Source organism: Cetobacterium sp. (assembly GCF_051653945.1).
Lineage (GTDB): Bacteria > Fusobacteriota > Fusobacteriia > Fusobacteriales > Fusobacteriaceae > Cetobacterium_A.
In genome coordinates this window covers 1-17,896 of the sequence record NZ_JBOFXD010000062.1, presented here as the reverse complement: position 1 = coordinate 17,896, position 17,896 = coordinate 1, and the positions used below count along the sequence as shown (strand labels likewise).

Below are 17,896 nucleotides of genomic sequence, written 5' to 3'. Positions count from 1 at the left end.
ATACAAATCTTTCCTCTTTTATTGAAACTACTGGTACTGGTGCTTCTGGGGAAATTCTCTCCACTGATCCAATTAAGTAATCATCTAACATCATATCCCCAACTACTGCTACTTTTAAATTTTGAAAACTTTTAAGTATTTCTTCTAATCTACTTTTTTCCATTTTAAAGCCTCTTAATAATTTTCAGGAAATATTAATTTTTCCACACCTTCGATAATGATATGTAATATCATCATGTGAATTTCTTGGATTCTATCAGAAGTTTCTCCAGGAATAATAAACTCATAATCACATATTCCTTTAAGTTTCCCTCCATCTTTTCCAAGAAGAACAACAGTTTTTAATCCCATTTCTTTTGCTATTTCTACAGCTTTTATAATATTTGTAGAATTACCACTAGTCGAGATACCTATAAACATATCTCCTTCTTTTCCATAAGCTTCTACACCTCTTGAAAATATGTTATCAAAACTATAGTCATTACCTACACAAGTTATATGAGATGAATCTGATAAAGAAATTGCAGGTAAAGCTTTTCTATCTTTTCTAAATCTACCTGTAAACTCTTCGGCAAAATGTAAAGCATCGCAATTACTTCCACCATTTCCACAGATTAAAACTTTATTTCCATTTTGAAAAGTTGTTGCTAAATCTTTAGCCACTTTTTCGGTTGTTTGTTTTTCAACCTCTTCTTTTATAAAATTTTCTAAAAGAGAAGCTGTTATTTTATATGAGTCTAATAATATCATAATCAATCTCCTTGTTTAAATTTATCTTTTAATTTTAATTCTATTTTTCTTAATTTAATAAAAAATTTTAATATTTTTATTGTTATAAATGAGTATTTTTTATTATATTTTTTTTCATAGTAAATCATGGAATCAAATAAAACCCTATTATGAAATAATTTATTATTTAAACTTGTGTCTTTATGCTCATGATTATGATTATAATAAATGCTTTCTATTATCTTCATTTTTTTATTTATACTTTTTAATTTCTGAAATAAAATATTTTCTTCTTGATACAAAAAAACTTCTTCATCTAAAAAATCTATCTCTTTTATTAAAGTTTTACTAAAAAATAAAAAACTTCCTGGTATAACCTCCCTCTTCCAAAATAATTTTTTATATAGTTTGTTAGTTAATCCTAGGGATAAAAATATATTATCCAATCCTTGTGGCACTTTCCAATAAGTTAAATTTATTTTTTTTTTTCCATTCATTAACATGAATGGTGATATAATTCCTAAGCTTGAGTCTCTTTCTAATTCTTTGCTTAATTTATCAAATATTTCTTCGTCTAAGATTTCAACATCTGGATTTAAAATACATATTTTTTCTATATCCTTATATGTTCTAATTATATATTTTATACCTTTATTATTACCTGCTGAGTACCCTCTGTTTTCTTTAGAAGAAATCAAATCAATTTTTGAATTAATAATATTTTTTAGCTCATTTATTGAATTATCAGTTGAATCGTTATCAACAATAACTATCTTTGATATATTTTTAATATTTTTTAAATTTTCACATAATTTTTTTACTAATTTTGATGAATTATAGTTTAAAATAATTATTCCTACCATTTTTTCTCCATTTTTAATTCTTTATTTTTATTTTTTCAAAGCATAGGTTAAACAAAAAAGGATAAACAAGCTGAAAACTTAAGCCTGAAAATACGTACATATTAACAAAAAAAGAAAAAGTTACTATAGATGATAATATGCTAACCATTGGTATATAATATATACTTTTTTGTGATAATGCAAACGTACAAATTATATTAAATAGACTATATATAAAAAACATTATGTACATCCCTAAAATTCCCCCCGCCACATATTGACTTAAAAAACCAGTACTAACATTTAAATTAGGTGAAATTAATTTTATTTTTATTTCTTTTTCAAAAAATCTTTTTTGAATAAAATCAGGAAGCATATTTTCTAATAATAATTTTTTTAAACTATATTCAGCTTCTGTTTCATTTAAATTCTTTTGTAAATTTGCTATTGGAGATGAAATATAAATATATCCCCAAAATAATGGATCTATATATTTATTACTCCTTGTATTTTTGGCAATGTTATTTAAGTAGCTTGTGTCATTCCATTTATAGTAATGTCTTTTATTTCCAGTTATTCCAAATATATATATGGCTATAAAAAAAATAATTCCTAAAATTGATATTTTTTTTATAGTTAATTTTATACTAGATAAGTAAATTATTAAACTTGTAAAAAGTATAGTTATTATAGACCCTCTTAAATAAAGCAACATATATGGAACTAAACATAATAAATAAGAGAAAAAGTATTTACTTTTTTTTAATTTTAAATATATATATATTAAATATATCGAATAGTAAGAATTAAATGTCAATAAGATTACATGAAATGTCTTTATTCCTAAAAAATCAGTATACATATAACCTGATCTTTTTATATTTTCTACTAAAGGGATTTTTCCTACATACATAAACTGCAGTAAGTGACCTAAAATTATGAATAACATTGGAAATAATATTTTAACTTCATTCGGTATACTTAAATTTTCTAATTTATTTTTGTATTTTTTCCTTAGCAAAATTCCGAATATTAAGGAAAATATAATAGTTATTATAAAAAATATTTTTAAATTAATTGTTAAATCTGTATATAATCCTGACCATTTTAGTTCATGTAACGACAATACTAAAATCCAAACTAGTGCATATATAAAAAATGGATTTAACATTTTTCACTTCCTTTTTGCAATATTTTTTCTAATTCATTTTGAATTTTTTCTAAAGAAACCTCTGAAATACAAGGCCACGAGTCAGATTTTTTTGTTTTATATTTACACTTCCAACCACAACCAAAACATTTTTTTTCTTCATAAATAACCCTAGGTAAAAAATATTTCTTCTCCTCACTTTTTTCATCACTAAATTTGTATGGAAAAAATCTCCCAATATCCATACCTCCTCCTAGTATACAAATTGAAGGTTTTTTTAGAGCTGCAGCTATATGAACAGGACCTGAGTCATTGCCTATTACAAATTTAGAATTTTTTATAATATTTATGCTTTCAACTAATGTTGTTTTTCCTATTAAATTGATTTTTTTATTTTTTAATACATATATTTTTTCTAGTTTTTGATATAATTTTAACTCTTGTTCTGTACCACAAAAAACTAAATCTATTTCTTTTGGGATTTTTTTTAAAACTTCGATCATTTTCTCTAATGGATATGCTCTTTTTAAGTTACTAGCCCCTAAAAAAATTACACCAAATTCTTTACTTAATTCAAACTCATCATTAAAAAAATTAGTAATATCACTATATTCATTTTTAAATTTTAAATTTATTAGCTCTCTTACTAATAAATTTGTTCTTTCTGTCTCAAATAAAATTTGTTCTGGTGTTTTGATTAATTTAGTATACCAATTATTTGATATTTTATAAAAATTTCTATTTACATTATCTCCTAATAATCCTATTTTTTCTTTAGATTTTATATTTTTTATAATCCAGTCATCTGCAAATATATTCCTAGAATAAAATAAATTTATACTAATTTCATATTCTTGCTTTTTTAGTTTTTTTAATACACTATATCTGTAATATATTTTTCTCAAAAATTTTTTTCTATCTATTCCTATAACTCTGTCAAAGTATCCCGTTCTTTCAGCTATTGACTTACAAGAAATATCGCAAATTAAATCCATTCTTTTATCTTTATTTTCTTTTTTTAATTTTTTTAAACTTACAATTTTTAATATAAAATCACCAATATTTGCAAATTCAACAACTAGAATTTCTCTTCTTTCTATTTCATTTTTTTTTGTTAAATTTATTATAAAATCTATTAAAAGAAAACATATTAATATTAATTTATTTATATTTTTTTCTAACATTTTTTCCTCTTTCCTTAAAAGCTCTTATCATATCCATCCCCACTTATTAAAATATTTTATTGCTGCTCTTAAATGTATTTTTGCCATCTTTTTATTTTTAAATGATTCCTTTGCATGAGCATGAACAATTTCTACTTTTGGATAAAATACTGTCCTATATTTTTCATGAATCCTTCTACTTAAATCAAAATCTTCCATATACATAAAATATTGCTCGTCAAATAGACCTACAGTTTTGAATACTTCATTTCTTATAAACATAAAACATCCTGATAATATAGGAACATCTACTATTTTATTATAACCTGTTTCTCTCATTTCATACTTATAGTTATTTCTTTCTATTATTGATTTAAATGGACAAAATTTTCTCAAAAACAAATCCTTTGGCTTTGGTATTCTTTTACATAAATATTGTATATCTCCATTAGGATATTTAACCATTGGCATTATATTACCTATATCTTTATTTTTCTCCATATAAGAAAATAACTCTTCTAAAACACCTTTGTTAAAGTAAATATCTGGATTTAAAATTAAATGATATTTAGATTTCCCACTTATATTTTTTAATATTTGATTATGCCCCCAACCATATCCACCATTTTTATTATTAAAAATATAAGAAACTCTTGCATCATCAATATTTTTTATATATTTTTTTAGTTCATTATTCGGTGAATTATCCGATATATACAAATGAATATTTAATTCTGTATTTAAAAAACTTTCTATAGCTTTTTTTAATTCATCTAACTTTGTATTGTATGTCACAATACTTGAGGTAATATCGTACAATTTACATCCCCTTTCCAAACAGCACTACTTTTACTGTTTTAAATAATATTATTATATCCATCGCTATATTTTGATATTTTATATAATAAATATCATATTCTAGTTTTTTCTTTGCATCATCAATACTTGCTCCGTATGGATACATAACTTGAGCCCAACCAGTAAGTCCAGGCTTTACAGCATAACGAAGCTTATACATATTAATTTTCTTTTCATAATCTCTTCCAAGTTCATCCCATTCAGGTCTAGGTCCTACAAAACTCATATCTCCATTTAAAACATTCCAAATTTGAGGCAATTCATCTAATCTAGTTTTTCGTATAAATTTTCCTATTGTTGTTATTCTATTATCTTTTTCTGAAGCATATTTAGAATGTTCATTTGGATCATGTATTCTCATAGATCTAAATTTAACTATTTGAAACACTCCACCACCCAATCCAATCCTATTCTGCTTAAAAAAAGCTGGATTAGAAAAGAATTTTTTAGGGTTATCTAACTTAACTAAAAAATAAGTTATTATCATAAAAGGCAACCCTATTAAAAATACAACTAAAGCCATAGCTATATCCATAAATCTTTTCAATCTTTTGTCCAATGTAGATGTCAATACATCAAATCCCTTTGATTCTAAAAACCATTTTTTCGATATTTTATCTACATCTATTTTCCCCTCTACATTTTGCAAAAAAATATCTGAGTCTGAAACTCTCATTCCAGATAATTTTAATTTAAAAATTTCATCTAATAGTTGATCCTCTAATTCTTTTATATATATTATTTCTGTAATTGCATAAACTTTTATAATATCTTCTATATTTTTTATTTTTCCAAGAGCACTACTATTTTTGTCACTAAGAAATCCTATATAACTATATTCTAAGTTATCTATAATACCCTTTTTTACTCTTCGTTCATCTGTTTCATCCCCAAGTATTAATACTCTTATATTATGTTTATACAGCTTACCTAAAATATATCTAATTAAGTTTTGTAACCCTGTGTATATTAAAAAATAAAGAATTATTTCAAAATTTTTATGGAATATTAACAATATAAAAAATATTGCACTATTTAATGAGGTAGATATTAAAAACTCTTTTATTGAATATCTTTCCCTTAGAGTAAATATTCCAAATACATAATAAGACAGTATAAGCATAAAAAACAACCCATATATGGATGTATTTATACTTAAATTCATAACTCTTACAACCCATTCATAAAGTAAAAAAAGTGTTAATGTGTAGGGTATCCTTCCCCTTGCATTCTGATTATGTTTCATTTGCAATTCAACTCCTACTTTCTATATCTTTTTTTATATCCATCTATAAACTCTTTTAAAAATGCTACCATTATTCCTAAAAATAATCCCATTACTATCCCTACTACAAGAATCAGTTTAACTTTACTTTGACCCTTTATAAAATATATATCTGTTGTTTCTTTAATAATATCCAGTTTATCATTTAATGAGTCTAATCTAACTAACTCATTAACATAAGTATTGTAATACTTTTCTTGTTCATTTTTTCTTAAACTTAATTCAGGGTATTTAGCCACTATATAATTCATTTTTTCTTCTGGCTTTAAAGCTCTTAAATCCCCATCTTTTTTAAAAATATCTAAAATTTCATTTTGAATATTTTCAATTTCTATTTTAGTTTTTTCTAGAGAATCACTTTTTATTTTTTTCTCTTTTAGTATAACTTCTGATAGATTATCCTGCTCTCTCAGTATATCTAAATATCTATTTATAATATCTCTACTACTATTTTCATCAACTACAATCTCTGTTTTTATCGATATTTCTTCAGGTTTTTTTTCATTTTTAGATATAGTTATCAAGTCTTGTAAAAACTTTCTCTCTGATGATATATTTTGCATATTTTCTCGTGTTTTCTCTAAATACTCTTTTCTTATAGACTCTATTTCTAAAATTCTTTTAACATTCTTATCTTGAAGAAGAACTGAATCTACGTCTATTTTATTTACTCCCTTCAATTCATAACTATCCTGCTGAATAAGAATACTTTTCATTAAATAGTTAGGTGTATTACTTCTCACATAAAGGGCTGCTCCTAGTGACAATATCGTGCAAAATACTGTAGTTAATATTATGCTCCATTTGTGTCTCACTAGTATCTCAATCAATTCGTAAAGATCAATCTCATCATCATATTGTTTTTGTTCCATCACTTTTAACTCCTTGTTCAATTTTATCCCCCTATATATTTTTTGTCCATATTATTATATCACTTTTTTAGTGTGAAAAAAAGTAGAAGTTTTTTTAAGTTTCTTTATATTTTCTTCAATAGTGTATATATTTAAAATACTTTTTTTGCAATAAAACAAGGTCTAGAAAATTTCTAGACCTTTAATTTTAATTGATATTTATCTGTGAGTGAGAAGTGACTTGGGGGATAGCCATTCTCTCAACTTTCACACTTATATTTCTTAAAACGAGGGTATTATTTCCTGTCACTAACACTCCAATCAATGTCATAACAGTATAGATTATTTTTATAGTTTTTATCATAGGCTTATGCCTCTGGTGCATTTTCCATAAAGTAGTTAAACGCCATCAACTCAGCTTTTTCAATCTCTATTCTATCTAGAGAGTTCTGCCCTGTCTTTATCTCTTTTTCAATGGCATCTCTCCACTCTGAATATGATCCATATGGGTTTCCTTCTGGTAAAGGTTCTCCATCTTCTTGTAACTTCTCAATATGAGAAAGTGTTGCCTTATCATCTGCTAACTCTTTTAAATAACTTACTTCTCTTTCGATACTCTTCTCTGTTTTTGCTATAACTCCTTCTAACGCTATTTTTGCTCCTGCAACTGTCATACTCATTTACTACCTCCTACGATTTTTATTTTTTATTTTTCCTACCTATCTCGAGATAGTTTTAGAATAACATAATTTTTTAATTTTTTTTAGTCGATTTGTCCACCTACTTTTACTAAATTTTAAGTATTTTTTTGTCCACTTACTTTTAAAAATATTACAAAGTGATATTGATTTTTTTTTATTTACAGTGTACAAATATATTATTCTAAATTTAAAATATGGAGGGATTTATGAAAAAAGGTTTTATTCGAGAACACTTAAATAGAAAAAATGGTTTTATTTCAGTTAAAGAACTTGCAAACTCTCTTCTAGTTTCAAAAAAAACAATTTATAGAATGATTAAAAATGAAAAAATAGCTAGCATCAAATTAGGAGCTTACTACGCTATCAAAATTTCTAGTGTGAAAAATATTATACAGGAGGTTGAAATATGAGAAATAACTTTCCTAAAATTGAAGATGTTTTAAAAAATAATTTAGTAATTTTAAAAAAGTGCAAAAATAAAGAACATCAAATTAAATCATTAGAAAAAATTTTAAATAAAAACTACCGAACTTTTTTACCGAAATACTATATTACAAAACTATTTAATATAAAACCTTATAGATATAATCCTTTAGTAGATTCTGGAGAATTCCCTTCCTTAAAGATAGGATCTAGAGTTTCTATAAAAACATCTTGCTTTGCTCCTTTAATTCTTTCACAATACAAGAATATCTTAGAGGCTAACAATGACAATAACTAAAAAATATCCTCTTTCAAAGTTTCATTATGAAATAAAAAAAGTATACAAATATGTTATTCCTATTAAAAAGCTTTCAATTATCTGTAATCTGTCTATAAAGACAATCCGACGCTATCTAAAGAAAAAGCTTATATACTCTACTTTTTCTAGTAACACTCATTTAATACATGTTGATAGTTTAATTTTAAATTTTATTCCCCCGTGTGAAAAAACACTTTTAAAAAATTTTTCAATATTTGGATTTTATCCTGAATATAATTTTTTTAAACATAATATTTTAAGTGCTTTCTGGTTAAATAAAAATAATTTTATAGCTTTAAACAAATCTCTAATCAGTATCGGACTAAAAAAATTTATTTGCTTAAGAACTTTACTTAAATTAACAAACTTATAAATGACTTTGGAGGTAAATTATGAATTTCATAATTAAGAACCATCATAAAAATAATTATACGATAATTTATAATAGATTTCTTCAAGATAAAGACCTAAATTTGGAGCTAAAAGGCTTTGGTGGGTATCTTCTAAATAAGCCCCCAAATTGGATTATAAATATTAATCAACTATCATGTGAACTCAATGTTGGAAAAGATAAAATCTTAAGACTTATTAATCGTATGATTGAACTGGGATATATGTATCGCCATAAAAAAGATGTTGCCTTTGTGGGAAAAGGTGAACTCAAAAACTTGTATTATTTCTGTGATGACAAGGAACTTCTAAATAAAACTACCGAACCTTTTAGAAGCGTTGCTACTCCCCCGCAACTTTCCTTATCCACTTTTCCACCACTGGAAGCCCCTAGCATGGATACTGCACCACTGGAATCTCCAGTGGTGGTAACTCCTAGTATGGAAAATACATCACATACTAATATTAATTATTATAAAAAAGATATTGAAAAAGAAGATAATAACAAAAAAAAGACTCAACTAACTACTAATCTTTCTATAAGACCCTATTTGAAAGAGATTTTAGATGATTTCACAATTGTAAATCTTCTCAATGCTAAACCTGATTTGACAGTAGATGAGTTTATAGTTTTATATGAAAAAGCTACTCTTGAGTTCAAAGGTGGATATTGCAACAATATCAATAGTTGTCTTGTTAAAGCTGCTGGTGGAAAATGGACTTTTAGATACAATATATCAAATAGCTCTAGCAACGACGACACTAAAAATCATAGGGTTTTAAAAGGAAAGCTAAACTACTACATAGATTATTTTGGAGTTGGTAGTTGTTCTAAGGATGAGATATTAGGTAAATTTTTAAATGAATGCCAAAAATATGATGAAAATTTAGTTAACCCTTACTATAGGCAACTAAAGGAAAAGCTAGAGTCTAATTAGACTCTAGCTTCTTTATTCCTTATTTTTCTCTAAATATGTAAAAATTAAACCTATTAACAAAAATAAGTATCTATATACATTCTTTGCTACTAAATAAACTTCAAATAAAGTTTGTATCTCAAATCCTATTAAAGTTACTAATAAAAAAGCTCCTAAAAATCTTTTTCTTTGAAAATAAAAAAATTGAAAAATTTTAAATTTAAAAAAATACCATAGAACAGATCCAATAATACCAACCTCTGCTAGCATAGAGAAAAACTCACTATGAGCATGATAGAACTCATTTTTATATCTTTTATCTACCTGCACATTATTCATATTAAACCTTCTATAACCAATTCCATTTAATGGTGATTCTTTAAAGGTTTCTACCGCTGTTTTCCAAAAATACAACCTTGCCATGTTACTATGATTTCCTGTAGTATCTCCTATTGACTCTATTCTACTTATATAAATATTATTATATTTCACCAAATTTTCTATATTTTTTATGACCATTCCTCCTAAAAAAACAGTTATTAAGAGAACTATTATTTTCTTTTTAGTTTCAATTTTTATAAGAATACAAGCTAATATAACTAAAGTAACAACTACAAAACTTAAATATGTTCCTCTAACTTGGTGCAATAAAACTAAATATGAAAAGATTAAAGTTCCTACTACTCCACAAACTTTTTCAAAATTTGATTTTTTTTCCCGCATTATCAAATAGAGAAAACAAAAAATATATCCACTCAATGCTACAACAGAAGAATCCATCACAAATCCTAAATAACTATAATACCTTGCTGCCCCTATATTTAAAATTCTAGATTTTATTACCAAAAACTCCAATAATCCATACACTCCTAAAATATTAAATAGATACAATAGCTTTTTTTCTATATTTTGAATCGGTTTAAATTGATAAATAAACAAAGGATAAACTAAAAATTTTGCAATTGAAAAAATCTGTTTTAATATCTTCGTATTCCAATTTCCAATATAACTTATAGATAATCCCAATATAGCTAATCCTATATACTTTTCTAATCCACTTTTCTTGTATCCCTCTTTTTTTATTTTTATTAAAGTTATAGCTAAATAAAATAGAAACATTTCACTTTGAATTGAAGGGTATAGGATAAATAAGGGAAACAAAATGTATGTACCATACTCAAATATTAACTCCTCATTTATTTTACTTATCATCTTAATCCTATTCTCCTCTTTATTTTTTTTCTTAAAACTTCCATCTTATGAATCTCTGGAATAAATTTTCCAACAGACCTTATTAAACCCATATCAATCTCTATAGATGGGTTTTCTAATTTTTCTATCAGAATATCTTTACTTATTTTTTTTAATGTCTTTTTATTATACTTGTTATTTTCTTTAGAAAACTGTAGTAAACTTTTTAATATAATTGTAAAATTTATAACTTTTTTTTCAGTCTCTATTTTTCTAGACAAAGAAAATGGTCTATTGCAACGATAATAATATTCTCCAACCTCTGCATAGTAGATTGTATTTGCTTGGCTTAATACCCTATATATAAATTCTAAATCCTCTCCATAACTTAGTGCTTCTTTACTAAAAAATAGAGCGTTCTCTTTTAAAAAATTCAAGTCATAAATCTTATTCCAAACAACCCCATTTTTATTTAATCTTAAATTTTCAAATTTTAAATACCCCTCTGTCTTTAAATCTGTTATTTTATAATCTTCAACTTTTCCATCTCTATAGTTTTTAGCTTTTCCTATAACCAGAGTACATCCTTTACGTTCTATCATTTCCACTAAGTTCTCTATCCAAAATTCTGAAATAAAGTCATCTCCATCAATAAATATAACATATTTACCACGAGCATTTTCTAACCCTCTATTTCTAGTGTAACAAACTCCTTCATTTTTTAAATTTTCTAGAAGCTTAATTCTAAAATCTGTTTTCTGATACATTTTTATTATATCTTTTCCATTGTCCAAAGAACAATCATCTACTACAAGTATCTCACAATTTTTATAAGAAGAGTTAATCACACTTGATAAACATTCCCCTATATATTTTTCAACATTGTAAACAGGAATTATTATACTCACTAATGGTTTCATATACTACCCCTCCTTATTTCAAATTTATAATCTCTGTATAAAGTCTCTCACAATTTTTATTATCTGTATATTCAAAAAATTTATCTAAACATTTTCTCTCTTTCTCTATAAATTCAAAATTATTTTTTTCTATTCTTTTTAAAAACTCTATTATATCATCTTCCTTTCGAGTTACCAATGCTGGTATTTCAGAAGTTATATCTATAAATGGCTTTTCTTTTCTACTATTAATGTAACTCTCATAATCAAACTGATAAGAAATTACAGGTTTATTCATATATGCATAATCAAAAATTACACTTGAATAATCCGATATTAAACATGATGATATTTTTAAAAGTTCTTTTACATTTTTTTCCTTATTCTTTATTATAGATATTTTTTTATTTTCAAAATTAAAAAAATACTTATTATATTTTTGGAAATTTTCATGAAGATATAAATACAATTTTATATTTTTTTCTTCTAAAAAGCCTTGCAAATCTCTGTTTTCCAATAAGGATTTTATTTTCAGATAAAACTCTGTATTTAAAAATTTTTCTTCTAAATTGTCCTGATTATCTCTCCATGTTGGCATAAGTAATATAATCTTCTCTTTTATTTCACTAGCCATATCATCATATCTAGGAAAACCCGTTAAAAGAATCTCCTCTTTTAAATAACCATAATGAGTTGTAAAAACATCTCTTTCAAATTTAGATGCTGCCACTACAAAATCATTCAATGCAAAATTTTTCTTATGATATGTTGCACTTCCATTTTTCATAGCTGTGATACCATGACATAGCCATATTTTTTTCCCTGAAATAACTTTTTTAGTGATTTTTTTTGTAATTCCAAGTTCATTTGGAAGCATCCATAACCCATGAGTGGAAAGTATATACTTTGCTGATAAAAGATACAATATTGTTTTGTACTCTCCCAAATAAAGTATATTTCCTATTTTCTCTAACTCACTAATTCTAGGAGCATTTCTATCAATTATATAGTATACATTTTTTTCTGGAAACTTCTCTCTCATATATTTAAAAAAATAATATCCATTATCTTGAGCTTGATTTTCAGTTTCTGAAATAATCCAAATCTCTTTTCCTTTTAATTTCTTTTTATTAAAAAAGTATTCAATTTTTGCAAGTGTTGACAGATATGTTTGAAATAATGTACTTTTTAATTTTTCAACTCTTCTTTTCATTTCTATCTCCTACATAATCTAGCTTTAATATTGGTTCATCCTCTCCTAAAGAGTTGTTCAAACCATGTTTACATTTATAATCTCCTTTAAATATTTCCTTTTTTCTATCACGATAATACTTTTCGTTTGGACTTTTAGCTTCACTTGGTGCTGATGGATGTGCCATGTGAATTGGAAAATACTTAAATTCAACAGGAATTGTATTTATACCTGCGCTAAATAAACGATTTGCTAAATCATCATCTTCATAGCCAAATCCCTGATACTCCTCATCAAAACCATTCACTTTTAATAAATCGTCTTTATATAGGGATATAAATAATCCTGCAAACTTTCCACCTCTTTTTCTAAGATGTAGTTTATATAACAACGAATAAAATTTACTCTTTTTTATAGATTTTAATGCTTTTTCGTGCATCCCACTTTCTATTATTGAATACATTTTTTCATAGTTATATTCTTGATCAAATATTTTTTGAATCTCATCTCTTTGCTCTGCATTTGTCCATAGAGCTTTCGTATAAACAACATTTCCTCTTTTTTTAAATTTAATTATTTCATTTATAAAATTTTTATCAAAAACAATATCTTGATCCATAAAAATTAAATAATCACCCTCTGAGTGCTTTACTGCATTGTTTCTAGATTTTGCTAGTCTAAATCCGATATCTTTTTGCCATACTATTTTTATTTTAAATTTACATAAAGGAATTAAATCTTTAATTGTACCTTCTAAATCATCACTTGATCCATCATCAGCAAAAATAACCTCATAAATATCAGCTGTTTGCTCTATCAAACATTTTAGAATATTTCTAACATATTCAAACCTATTATAAACACAAACTATAATACTTATCTTATCTTTCATTCCTCTACCCCTTGATTTCTTTTTCTTTTTCTAAAATCTTTAATATTCTTTATAACTTTACTTTTTTTAAATTGCTTCATTCCTAATGCCATATAATACCAACAATCCTTTTTATATGGATATATAACCTCTTTATATGAATCCATTTTCATAGTCAACATATCGTAGTGAGCTCTATATTTTCCAAAAAACATTTTTTTTGCCTGGGTATCTATAACCTTTAAACTTTTTTTCCCTGTAATTACAAAATTTGCTGGGTTACAATCTCCGTGGTATATTTTTTTTTCATGCATTTTTTTTGTATACTCAATTGCTAAATCCTTATTCTTTTCATCTATTCCTTCTACATACTCCATTACAATAAAAGATTCTTGAATAAATCCGTTTTTCCTTTTTACTACAGCCAAATATGGTTGTGCAAAAATATTCAATCCTTCTTTTGTTAATCTATTAATATTTTTTAAAGTTGTTAAAACCTCTCCATCTTTTAATAATGTTCCTATTTTTCTTTGAATAATTCTATGTTCATTTCTTGGAGATTTCAAAACATATTTTTCTTTGTCTACTTCTATAACTACCACATAATTTCTTAAAGTATTTTTATATTCTTTTAAAATATTATACTCTTCATTAAGTATTTTTTCTCCTACTCTTAAATACTTTTCCTCATATGCATATAAAGTATACCCATTCTCTAAAACTTTTTTTTTCATGATTTACTTCCTAACTCTTTATCTTTAAATTTTTTATTTCCATATTTTTTATATCTATAATTAAGATACTTCGGAGAAATTTTCTTTAAAAATCCAATTAAACTTCCTGTATCAATAGCTGTCCGTCTTATATCAAATAAATCATCCTCTATTATTCCTGTTCCTGTATCAGTTGAAACAGCAAAATCATATCCAGCATCTTTTACCATTTTTTTTACTCTTGGGGTTATATGCCCATAAGGATATGCAAAGCTTGTTAATTTTTCTTGTAATTTTTCTTCTAAATTTTTTTTATCTTCTATTATTTCTTTATAAAGTTCTTTATCTGTTAAACTTGGTAAACTAGGGTGAGTCAATGTATGCCCTCCAAATTCTACTAACCCACTTCTTTGCATCTCTTTTATCTCTGATAAATTCATTAAGCTAAACTTTTTCTCTTCATCACTCTCAATTGTCCATTTATTATAATCAATACCTGAAACTAAATAAATTACAGCCTTCATGTTATATTTTTTTAAAAGCGGAAAAAGAACCGAATAATTATCTTTGTAACCATCATCAACAGTTAAAATTATATATCTTTTTTTATTCCTATTTTCAAGTCCTATTTTTTTTAGATCTTTAAAAGTTATTGTTTCATATTTTAAAAATTTTAGAATTCTTAATTGCCATTCAAATTTTTTCTTAGTTATAAATAATTTTATTTTTCCACCATCTGATACATTCTCAACAAATTGATGGTACATCAAAACTTGTATATCACTTTTTATATTTTTATTACTCATAAGCTATTTATAAACTCCTCTATATTTTTTCTTCCTGCTTCCAAAGAAAAATCCCTAGCTCTTTCTAATGATAGCATCTCATACTTATGTTTAAGTTCCATATCTTTAACAAGTGAATTTATCCCCTCACTTACCTTTAGAGTATCATTTTTTACTATTACTCCATACTTACCGTTATCTAAAATTTCTTTTGATCCATAATTCTCTGTTGAAACTATAGATTTTCCTAAAATCATAGCTTCTAATAAAACTAATGGAAATCCTTCTGAATAAGAAGTTTGAACAAACAAAGAACTGCCTTTTATATATTTATAAGGATTCTCTCTTTGCCCTAGTAATTTTACTCGATTATTTAATCCTAACTCACTAATTATTCTTTCTAAATTAGCCCTTTCTTTTCCCTCTCCTAAAATTACTAAATCTTCTTCTATTCCGCTGTCTACAAGTTTTTTATAAGCATATATCAATGAGCTGTGATTCTTATTTTCTGTTAAAGCACCTACACTTATAATATATTTTCCTAACTCTTCCTCCACTTTTTCTAAAGATTTTTTTATTATTATTTTCTCATCTAAAAAATTATGAATTTTATGAATTTTTATTCCATATTGATCTAATCTTTCTTTATAACACTTCTTCATCTCTTCATTTATTGTTATAATGTCTGAATAGCATCTACGATTTCTTTCTTTTCTTTTATCTTTAAGTTTTCCACCTAATCCAGCATGTGACCAGCCTATTAATTTTTTTCCCTTTAGATTAAGCTTATCACAATATCTTAAAAGCCCTAAATTATAATCTATAATAATGTCAGAGAATTGTAAATACTTCTTAAAATTTTTCAGAGCTATTTTCTTTTTAGATTTCAACATCAGAGAATAAAGTAGCTTATATATTGGGTTCTTACTTTTTTTAAATCTCTCTAATTTCTCCATAAAAATTTTTGATGTTAAAAATCTATACTCTATACTTGATGGAATATTCTTTTCATACACATTATGCTGACCACAGTTCTCTTCAATTAATAATAATACTTGGTATTTTTCAGAGTCTATAACTTTTAAAAGTTCAGAAAGCATCTTTTCTTGCCCTCCTATTCTTAGAGAACCTGTTTGTATTATTATTTTCTTTCTTATCTCATTTTTCATGAATTTATTTCTCCTATAATTCTCTCTCTCATCTCTTCTTCATCAAAAGTATTTATGTCTATCTCTTCTCCAATTTTTAAAGTAGCTTTACAAAATAATATTTTATTTTCTGGATCTAACGGTCCCCAAACAAGATGATCAACTCCGACCTTTCCACCATTTGGCGGATACACCGCAATTATTTTTTTATTAAATGCTGAGGCTATATGAACTATTGATGTATCTGGTGTTATTACTAAACTTGAATTTTTTATAATACAAGAACTATCTAAAATACCTCTTATATTATTTGGTAAATATACTTTCAAATCTTTGTTTTCTTTTATAAACTCTTGTAACTCTTTATATTTATCGGGTGAATATATAAGTGTAACTTTTTTGTTTAATGAGTTTAAAACTTCTATTATAAATTTTAGTGTCTTTTGATTAAAATGCTTATGCTTACTCGCACCATAAGGATTTAAGACAACCTCTGTTCCCTCAATTACTTCATCCTTTTTACAATTTTCTAGAAAAATGTCATATCCCTTATCATAATTCTCTATTGCAAACTTTTTTAGATATGCTCCGTACCTTCTAGTTATATGATCATTATTTTTATAATCTTCATTTTCTACAATTGATATATCAAAAAGGTTCCAATTACTTTTATCTAGCCCTATATTTATTTTAGCCTTACATTGATTTATAAACTTCATCTGATTAACTCTTAGCATCTCAGAAAAATCAACTAGTACATCATAGTTTTCTTTAGCAATCTCAGTTGCTAACTGGCTCTCTTTACCTTTTTTATAGTTATAAATAACATTCACATGGGGGTTAAACTTTATAATATCTGTAGCTGCCCCTCTACTCACTACCCCTATTTTAATATCTGGATATCTCTTTTTTATCTCTCTAAACATAAGAGTATTTATAACCATATCCCCTATTTTCCCATCATAACGTAAAAAAAGAATAGACTTTACTCTACTCATATCCACTCTATTATTTTTTAGTAACTCTGGATATTTTTCAACTTTTCTATCCCAAAGTTTTCTACCTATATTTAGCCTTATTGGTCTTAGAAAGTCCTGAACTATCCTATTCAATTTACGGATCATATTTTCCCCTTATATCTTTTAAATTTTATTTTAATTATAACACACTTTGACTATTTTTTTTATTATAACCCTAAAAAATAAAAAAAAACTTCCCTCAAACTCTTGGGAAGTTTTTTATAGCTCCTATCTCTGTTAACTTTGTTAAATTTCTATGAACATAGGGATACATTCTTCTACATGCATATTATTCATTTTATTCATAAATTTATATGTTTTTGATTCATTCCTATTACTACTTTCAAGTGCTTTAAATTTTAAAAATTCATTGATAACGAAATTTCCACAATTAAATAAAGTTGTTGTATTTATATTTTCTTCATCTAAAATTACTGTTTTATATTCTAT

General features: G+C 25.3%; 22 protein-coding genes and 1 pseudogene. 4 read left to right on the top strand and 19 right to left on the bottom strand.

The window, feature by feature from the left end; translation table 11 throughout:
• The 10 genes and pseudogenes from ACRC8M_RS07180 to ACRC8M_RS07135 all read right to left on the bottom strand — a co-directional run.
• Positions 1–163, bottom strand: a pseudogene (locus tag ACRC8M_RS07180) (D-glycero-beta-D-manno-heptose-7-phosphate kinase); the annotation flags it as partial.
• Positions 164–174: 11 nt separating this feature from the next.
• A complete protein-coding gene (gmhA, locus tag ACRC8M_RS07175; protein WP_438528519.1) occupies positions 175–750 on the bottom strand; it encodes a D-sedoheptulose 7-phosphate isomerase in 576 nt (191 codons plus the stop codon).
• 2 nt (positions 751–752) lie between these two features.
• The gene (locus tag ACRC8M_RS07170) at positions 753–1,592 is read right to left on the bottom strand and encodes a glycosyltransferase (protein ID WP_438528518.1); all 840 of its coding nucleotides are present in this window, start codon (positions 1,590–1,592) and stop codon (positions 753–755) included.
• A gap of 13 nt (positions 1,593–1,605) precedes the next feature.
• On the bottom strand, positions 1,606–2,742 hold the full coding sequence (locus tag ACRC8M_RS07165; protein ID WP_438528517.1) for an oligosaccharide repeat unit polymerase: 1,137 nt from the start codon (positions 2,740–2,742) through the stop codon (positions 1,606–1,608).
• The gene (locus ACRC8M_RS07160; RefSeq protein ID WP_438528516.1) at positions 2,736–3,905 is read right to left on the bottom strand and encodes a glycosyltransferase family 9 protein; all 1,170 of its coding nucleotides are present in this window, start codon (positions 3,903–3,905) and stop codon (positions 2,736–2,738) included. Before ACRC8M_RS07160 ends, ACRC8M_RS07165 begins: the two co-directional genes overlap by 7 nt.
• A 27-nt stretch (positions 3,906–3,932) precedes the next feature.
• Positions 3,933–4,703: a glycosyltransferase family 2 protein gene (locus ACRC8M_RS07155; RefSeq protein WP_438528515.1), complete on the bottom strand. Its 771-nt coding sequence runs from the start codon at positions 4,701–4,703 to the stop codon at positions 3,933–3,935.
• A 1-nt stretch (position 4,704) separates the two neighbouring features.
• Positions 4,705–5,988, bottom strand: coding sequence for an exopolysaccharide biosynthesis polyprenyl glycosylphosphotransferase (locus tag ACRC8M_RS07150; protein WP_438528514.1), 1,284 nt, complete (start codon positions 5,986–5,988; stop codon positions 4,705–4,707).
• A 14-nt stretch (positions 5,989–6,002) separates the two neighbouring features.
• Positions 6,003–6,920, bottom strand: a complete 918-nt coding sequence (locus ACRC8M_RS07145; protein ID WP_438528513.1) for a Wzz/FepE/Etk N-terminal domain-containing protein — start codon at positions 6,918–6,920, stop codon at positions 6,003–6,005.
• Between the two features lie 166 nt (positions 6,921–7,086).
• The gene (locus ACRC8M_RS07140; protein WP_438528512.1) at positions 7,087–7,242 is read right to left on the bottom strand and encodes a hypothetical protein; all 156 of its coding nucleotides are present in this window, start codon (positions 7,240–7,242) and stop codon (positions 7,087–7,089) included.
• 4 nt (positions 7,243–7,246) lie between these two features.
• Positions 7,247–7,558 carry a hypothetical protein gene (locus ACRC8M_RS07135; protein ID WP_438528511.1) on the bottom strand — a complete coding sequence of 104 codons (312 nt, stop codon included), beginning with the start codon at positions 7,556–7,558 and terminating at the stop codon, positions 7,247–7,249.
• Between the two features lie 227 nt (positions 7,559–7,785).
• Between ACRC8M_RS07135 and ACRC8M_RS07130 the strand changes: the two genes are divergently transcribed.
• Genes ACRC8M_RS07130 through ACRC8M_RS07115 form a run of 4 tightly spaced genes read left to right on the top strand, consistent with a single transcriptional unit; the run spans position 7,786 to position 9,649 of the window.
• A complete protein-coding gene (locus ACRC8M_RS07130; RefSeq protein ID WP_438528510.1) occupies positions 7,786–7,989 on the top strand; it encodes an excisionase family DNA-binding protein in 204 nt (67 codons plus the stop codon).
• On the top strand, positions 7,986–8,300 hold the full coding sequence (locus ACRC8M_RS07125; protein ID WP_438528509.1) for a hypothetical protein: 315 nt from the start codon (positions 7,986–7,988) through the stop codon (positions 8,298–8,300). Before ACRC8M_RS07130 ends, ACRC8M_RS07125 begins: the two co-directional genes overlap by 4 nt.
• Positions 8,287–8,694: a hypothetical protein gene (locus ACRC8M_RS07120; RefSeq protein ID WP_438528508.1), complete on the top strand. Its 408-nt coding sequence runs from the start codon at positions 8,287–8,289 to the stop codon at positions 8,692–8,694. The genes ACRC8M_RS07125 and ACRC8M_RS07120 overlap by 14 nt, the downstream gene beginning before the upstream one ends.
• A 19-nt stretch (positions 8,695–8,713) precedes the next feature.
• Positions 8,714–9,649 carry a hypothetical protein gene (locus ACRC8M_RS07115; RefSeq protein WP_438528507.1) on the top strand — a complete coding sequence of 312 codons (936 nt, stop codon included), beginning with the start codon at positions 8,714–8,716 and terminating at the stop codon, positions 9,647–9,649.
• A 12-nt stretch (positions 9,650–9,661) separates the two neighbouring features.
• On the opposite strand, the gene ACRC8M_RS07110 is transcribed toward ACRC8M_RS07115, so the two are convergent.
• The 9 genes from ACRC8M_RS07110 to ACRC8M_RS07070 all read right to left on the bottom strand — a co-directional run.
• Positions 9,662–10,840, bottom strand: a complete 1,179-nt coding sequence (locus ACRC8M_RS07110; RefSeq protein WP_438528506.1) for an O-antigen ligase family protein — start codon at positions 10,838–10,840, stop codon at positions 9,662–9,664.
• Positions 10,837–11,739: a glycosyltransferase family 2 protein gene (locus ACRC8M_RS07105; protein WP_438528505.1), complete on the bottom strand. Its 903-nt coding sequence runs from the start codon at positions 11,737–11,739 to the stop codon at positions 10,837–10,839. Before ACRC8M_RS07105 ends, ACRC8M_RS07110 begins: the two co-directional genes overlap by 4 nt.
• A 13-nt stretch (positions 11,740–11,752) precedes the next feature.
• Positions 11,753–12,931: a CDP-glycerol glycerophosphotransferase family protein gene (locus ACRC8M_RS07100; RefSeq protein ID WP_438528504.1), complete on the bottom strand. Its 1,179-nt coding sequence runs from the start codon at positions 12,929–12,931 to the stop codon at positions 11,753–11,755.
• Positions 12,915–13,802, bottom strand: a complete 888-nt coding sequence (locus tag ACRC8M_RS07095) for a glycosyltransferase (RefSeq protein WP_438528503.1) — start codon at positions 13,800–13,802, stop codon at positions 12,915–12,917. The genes ACRC8M_RS07100 and ACRC8M_RS07095 overlap by 17 nt, the downstream gene beginning before the upstream one ends.
• Positions 13,799–14,515 (bottom strand): lipopolysaccharide core heptose(II) kinase RfaY, encoded by a 717-nt coding sequence (locus ACRC8M_RS07090; RefSeq protein ID WP_438528502.1) that lies wholly within the window; start codon positions 14,513–14,515, stop codon positions 13,799–13,801. The genes ACRC8M_RS07095 and ACRC8M_RS07090 overlap by 4 nt, the downstream gene beginning before the upstream one ends.
• Positions 14,512–15,300 carry a polysaccharide deacetylase family protein gene (locus tag ACRC8M_RS07085; protein WP_438528501.1) on the bottom strand — a complete coding sequence of 263 codons (789 nt, stop codon included), beginning with the start codon at positions 15,298–15,300 and terminating at the stop codon, positions 14,512–14,514. The genes ACRC8M_RS07090 and ACRC8M_RS07085 overlap by 4 nt, the downstream gene beginning before the upstream one ends.
• Positions 15,297–16,448 (bottom strand): glycosyltransferase, encoded by a 1,152-nt coding sequence (locus ACRC8M_RS07080; protein ID WP_438528500.1) that lies wholly within the window; start codon positions 16,446–16,448, stop codon positions 15,297–15,299. Before ACRC8M_RS07080 ends, ACRC8M_RS07085 begins: the two co-directional genes overlap by 4 nt.
• The gene (locus ACRC8M_RS07075) at positions 16,445–17,551 is read right to left on the bottom strand and encodes a glycosyltransferase family 9 protein (RefSeq protein WP_438528499.1); all 1,107 of its coding nucleotides are present in this window, start codon (positions 17,549–17,551) and stop codon (positions 16,445–16,447) included. Before ACRC8M_RS07075 ends, ACRC8M_RS07080 begins: the two co-directional genes overlap by 4 nt.
• A gap of 141 nt (positions 17,552–17,692) precedes the next feature.
• A partial coding sequence (locus ACRC8M_RS07070) for a hypothetical protein (protein ID WP_438528498.1) occupies positions 17,693–17,896 on the bottom strand: 204 nt, incomplete at its 5' end.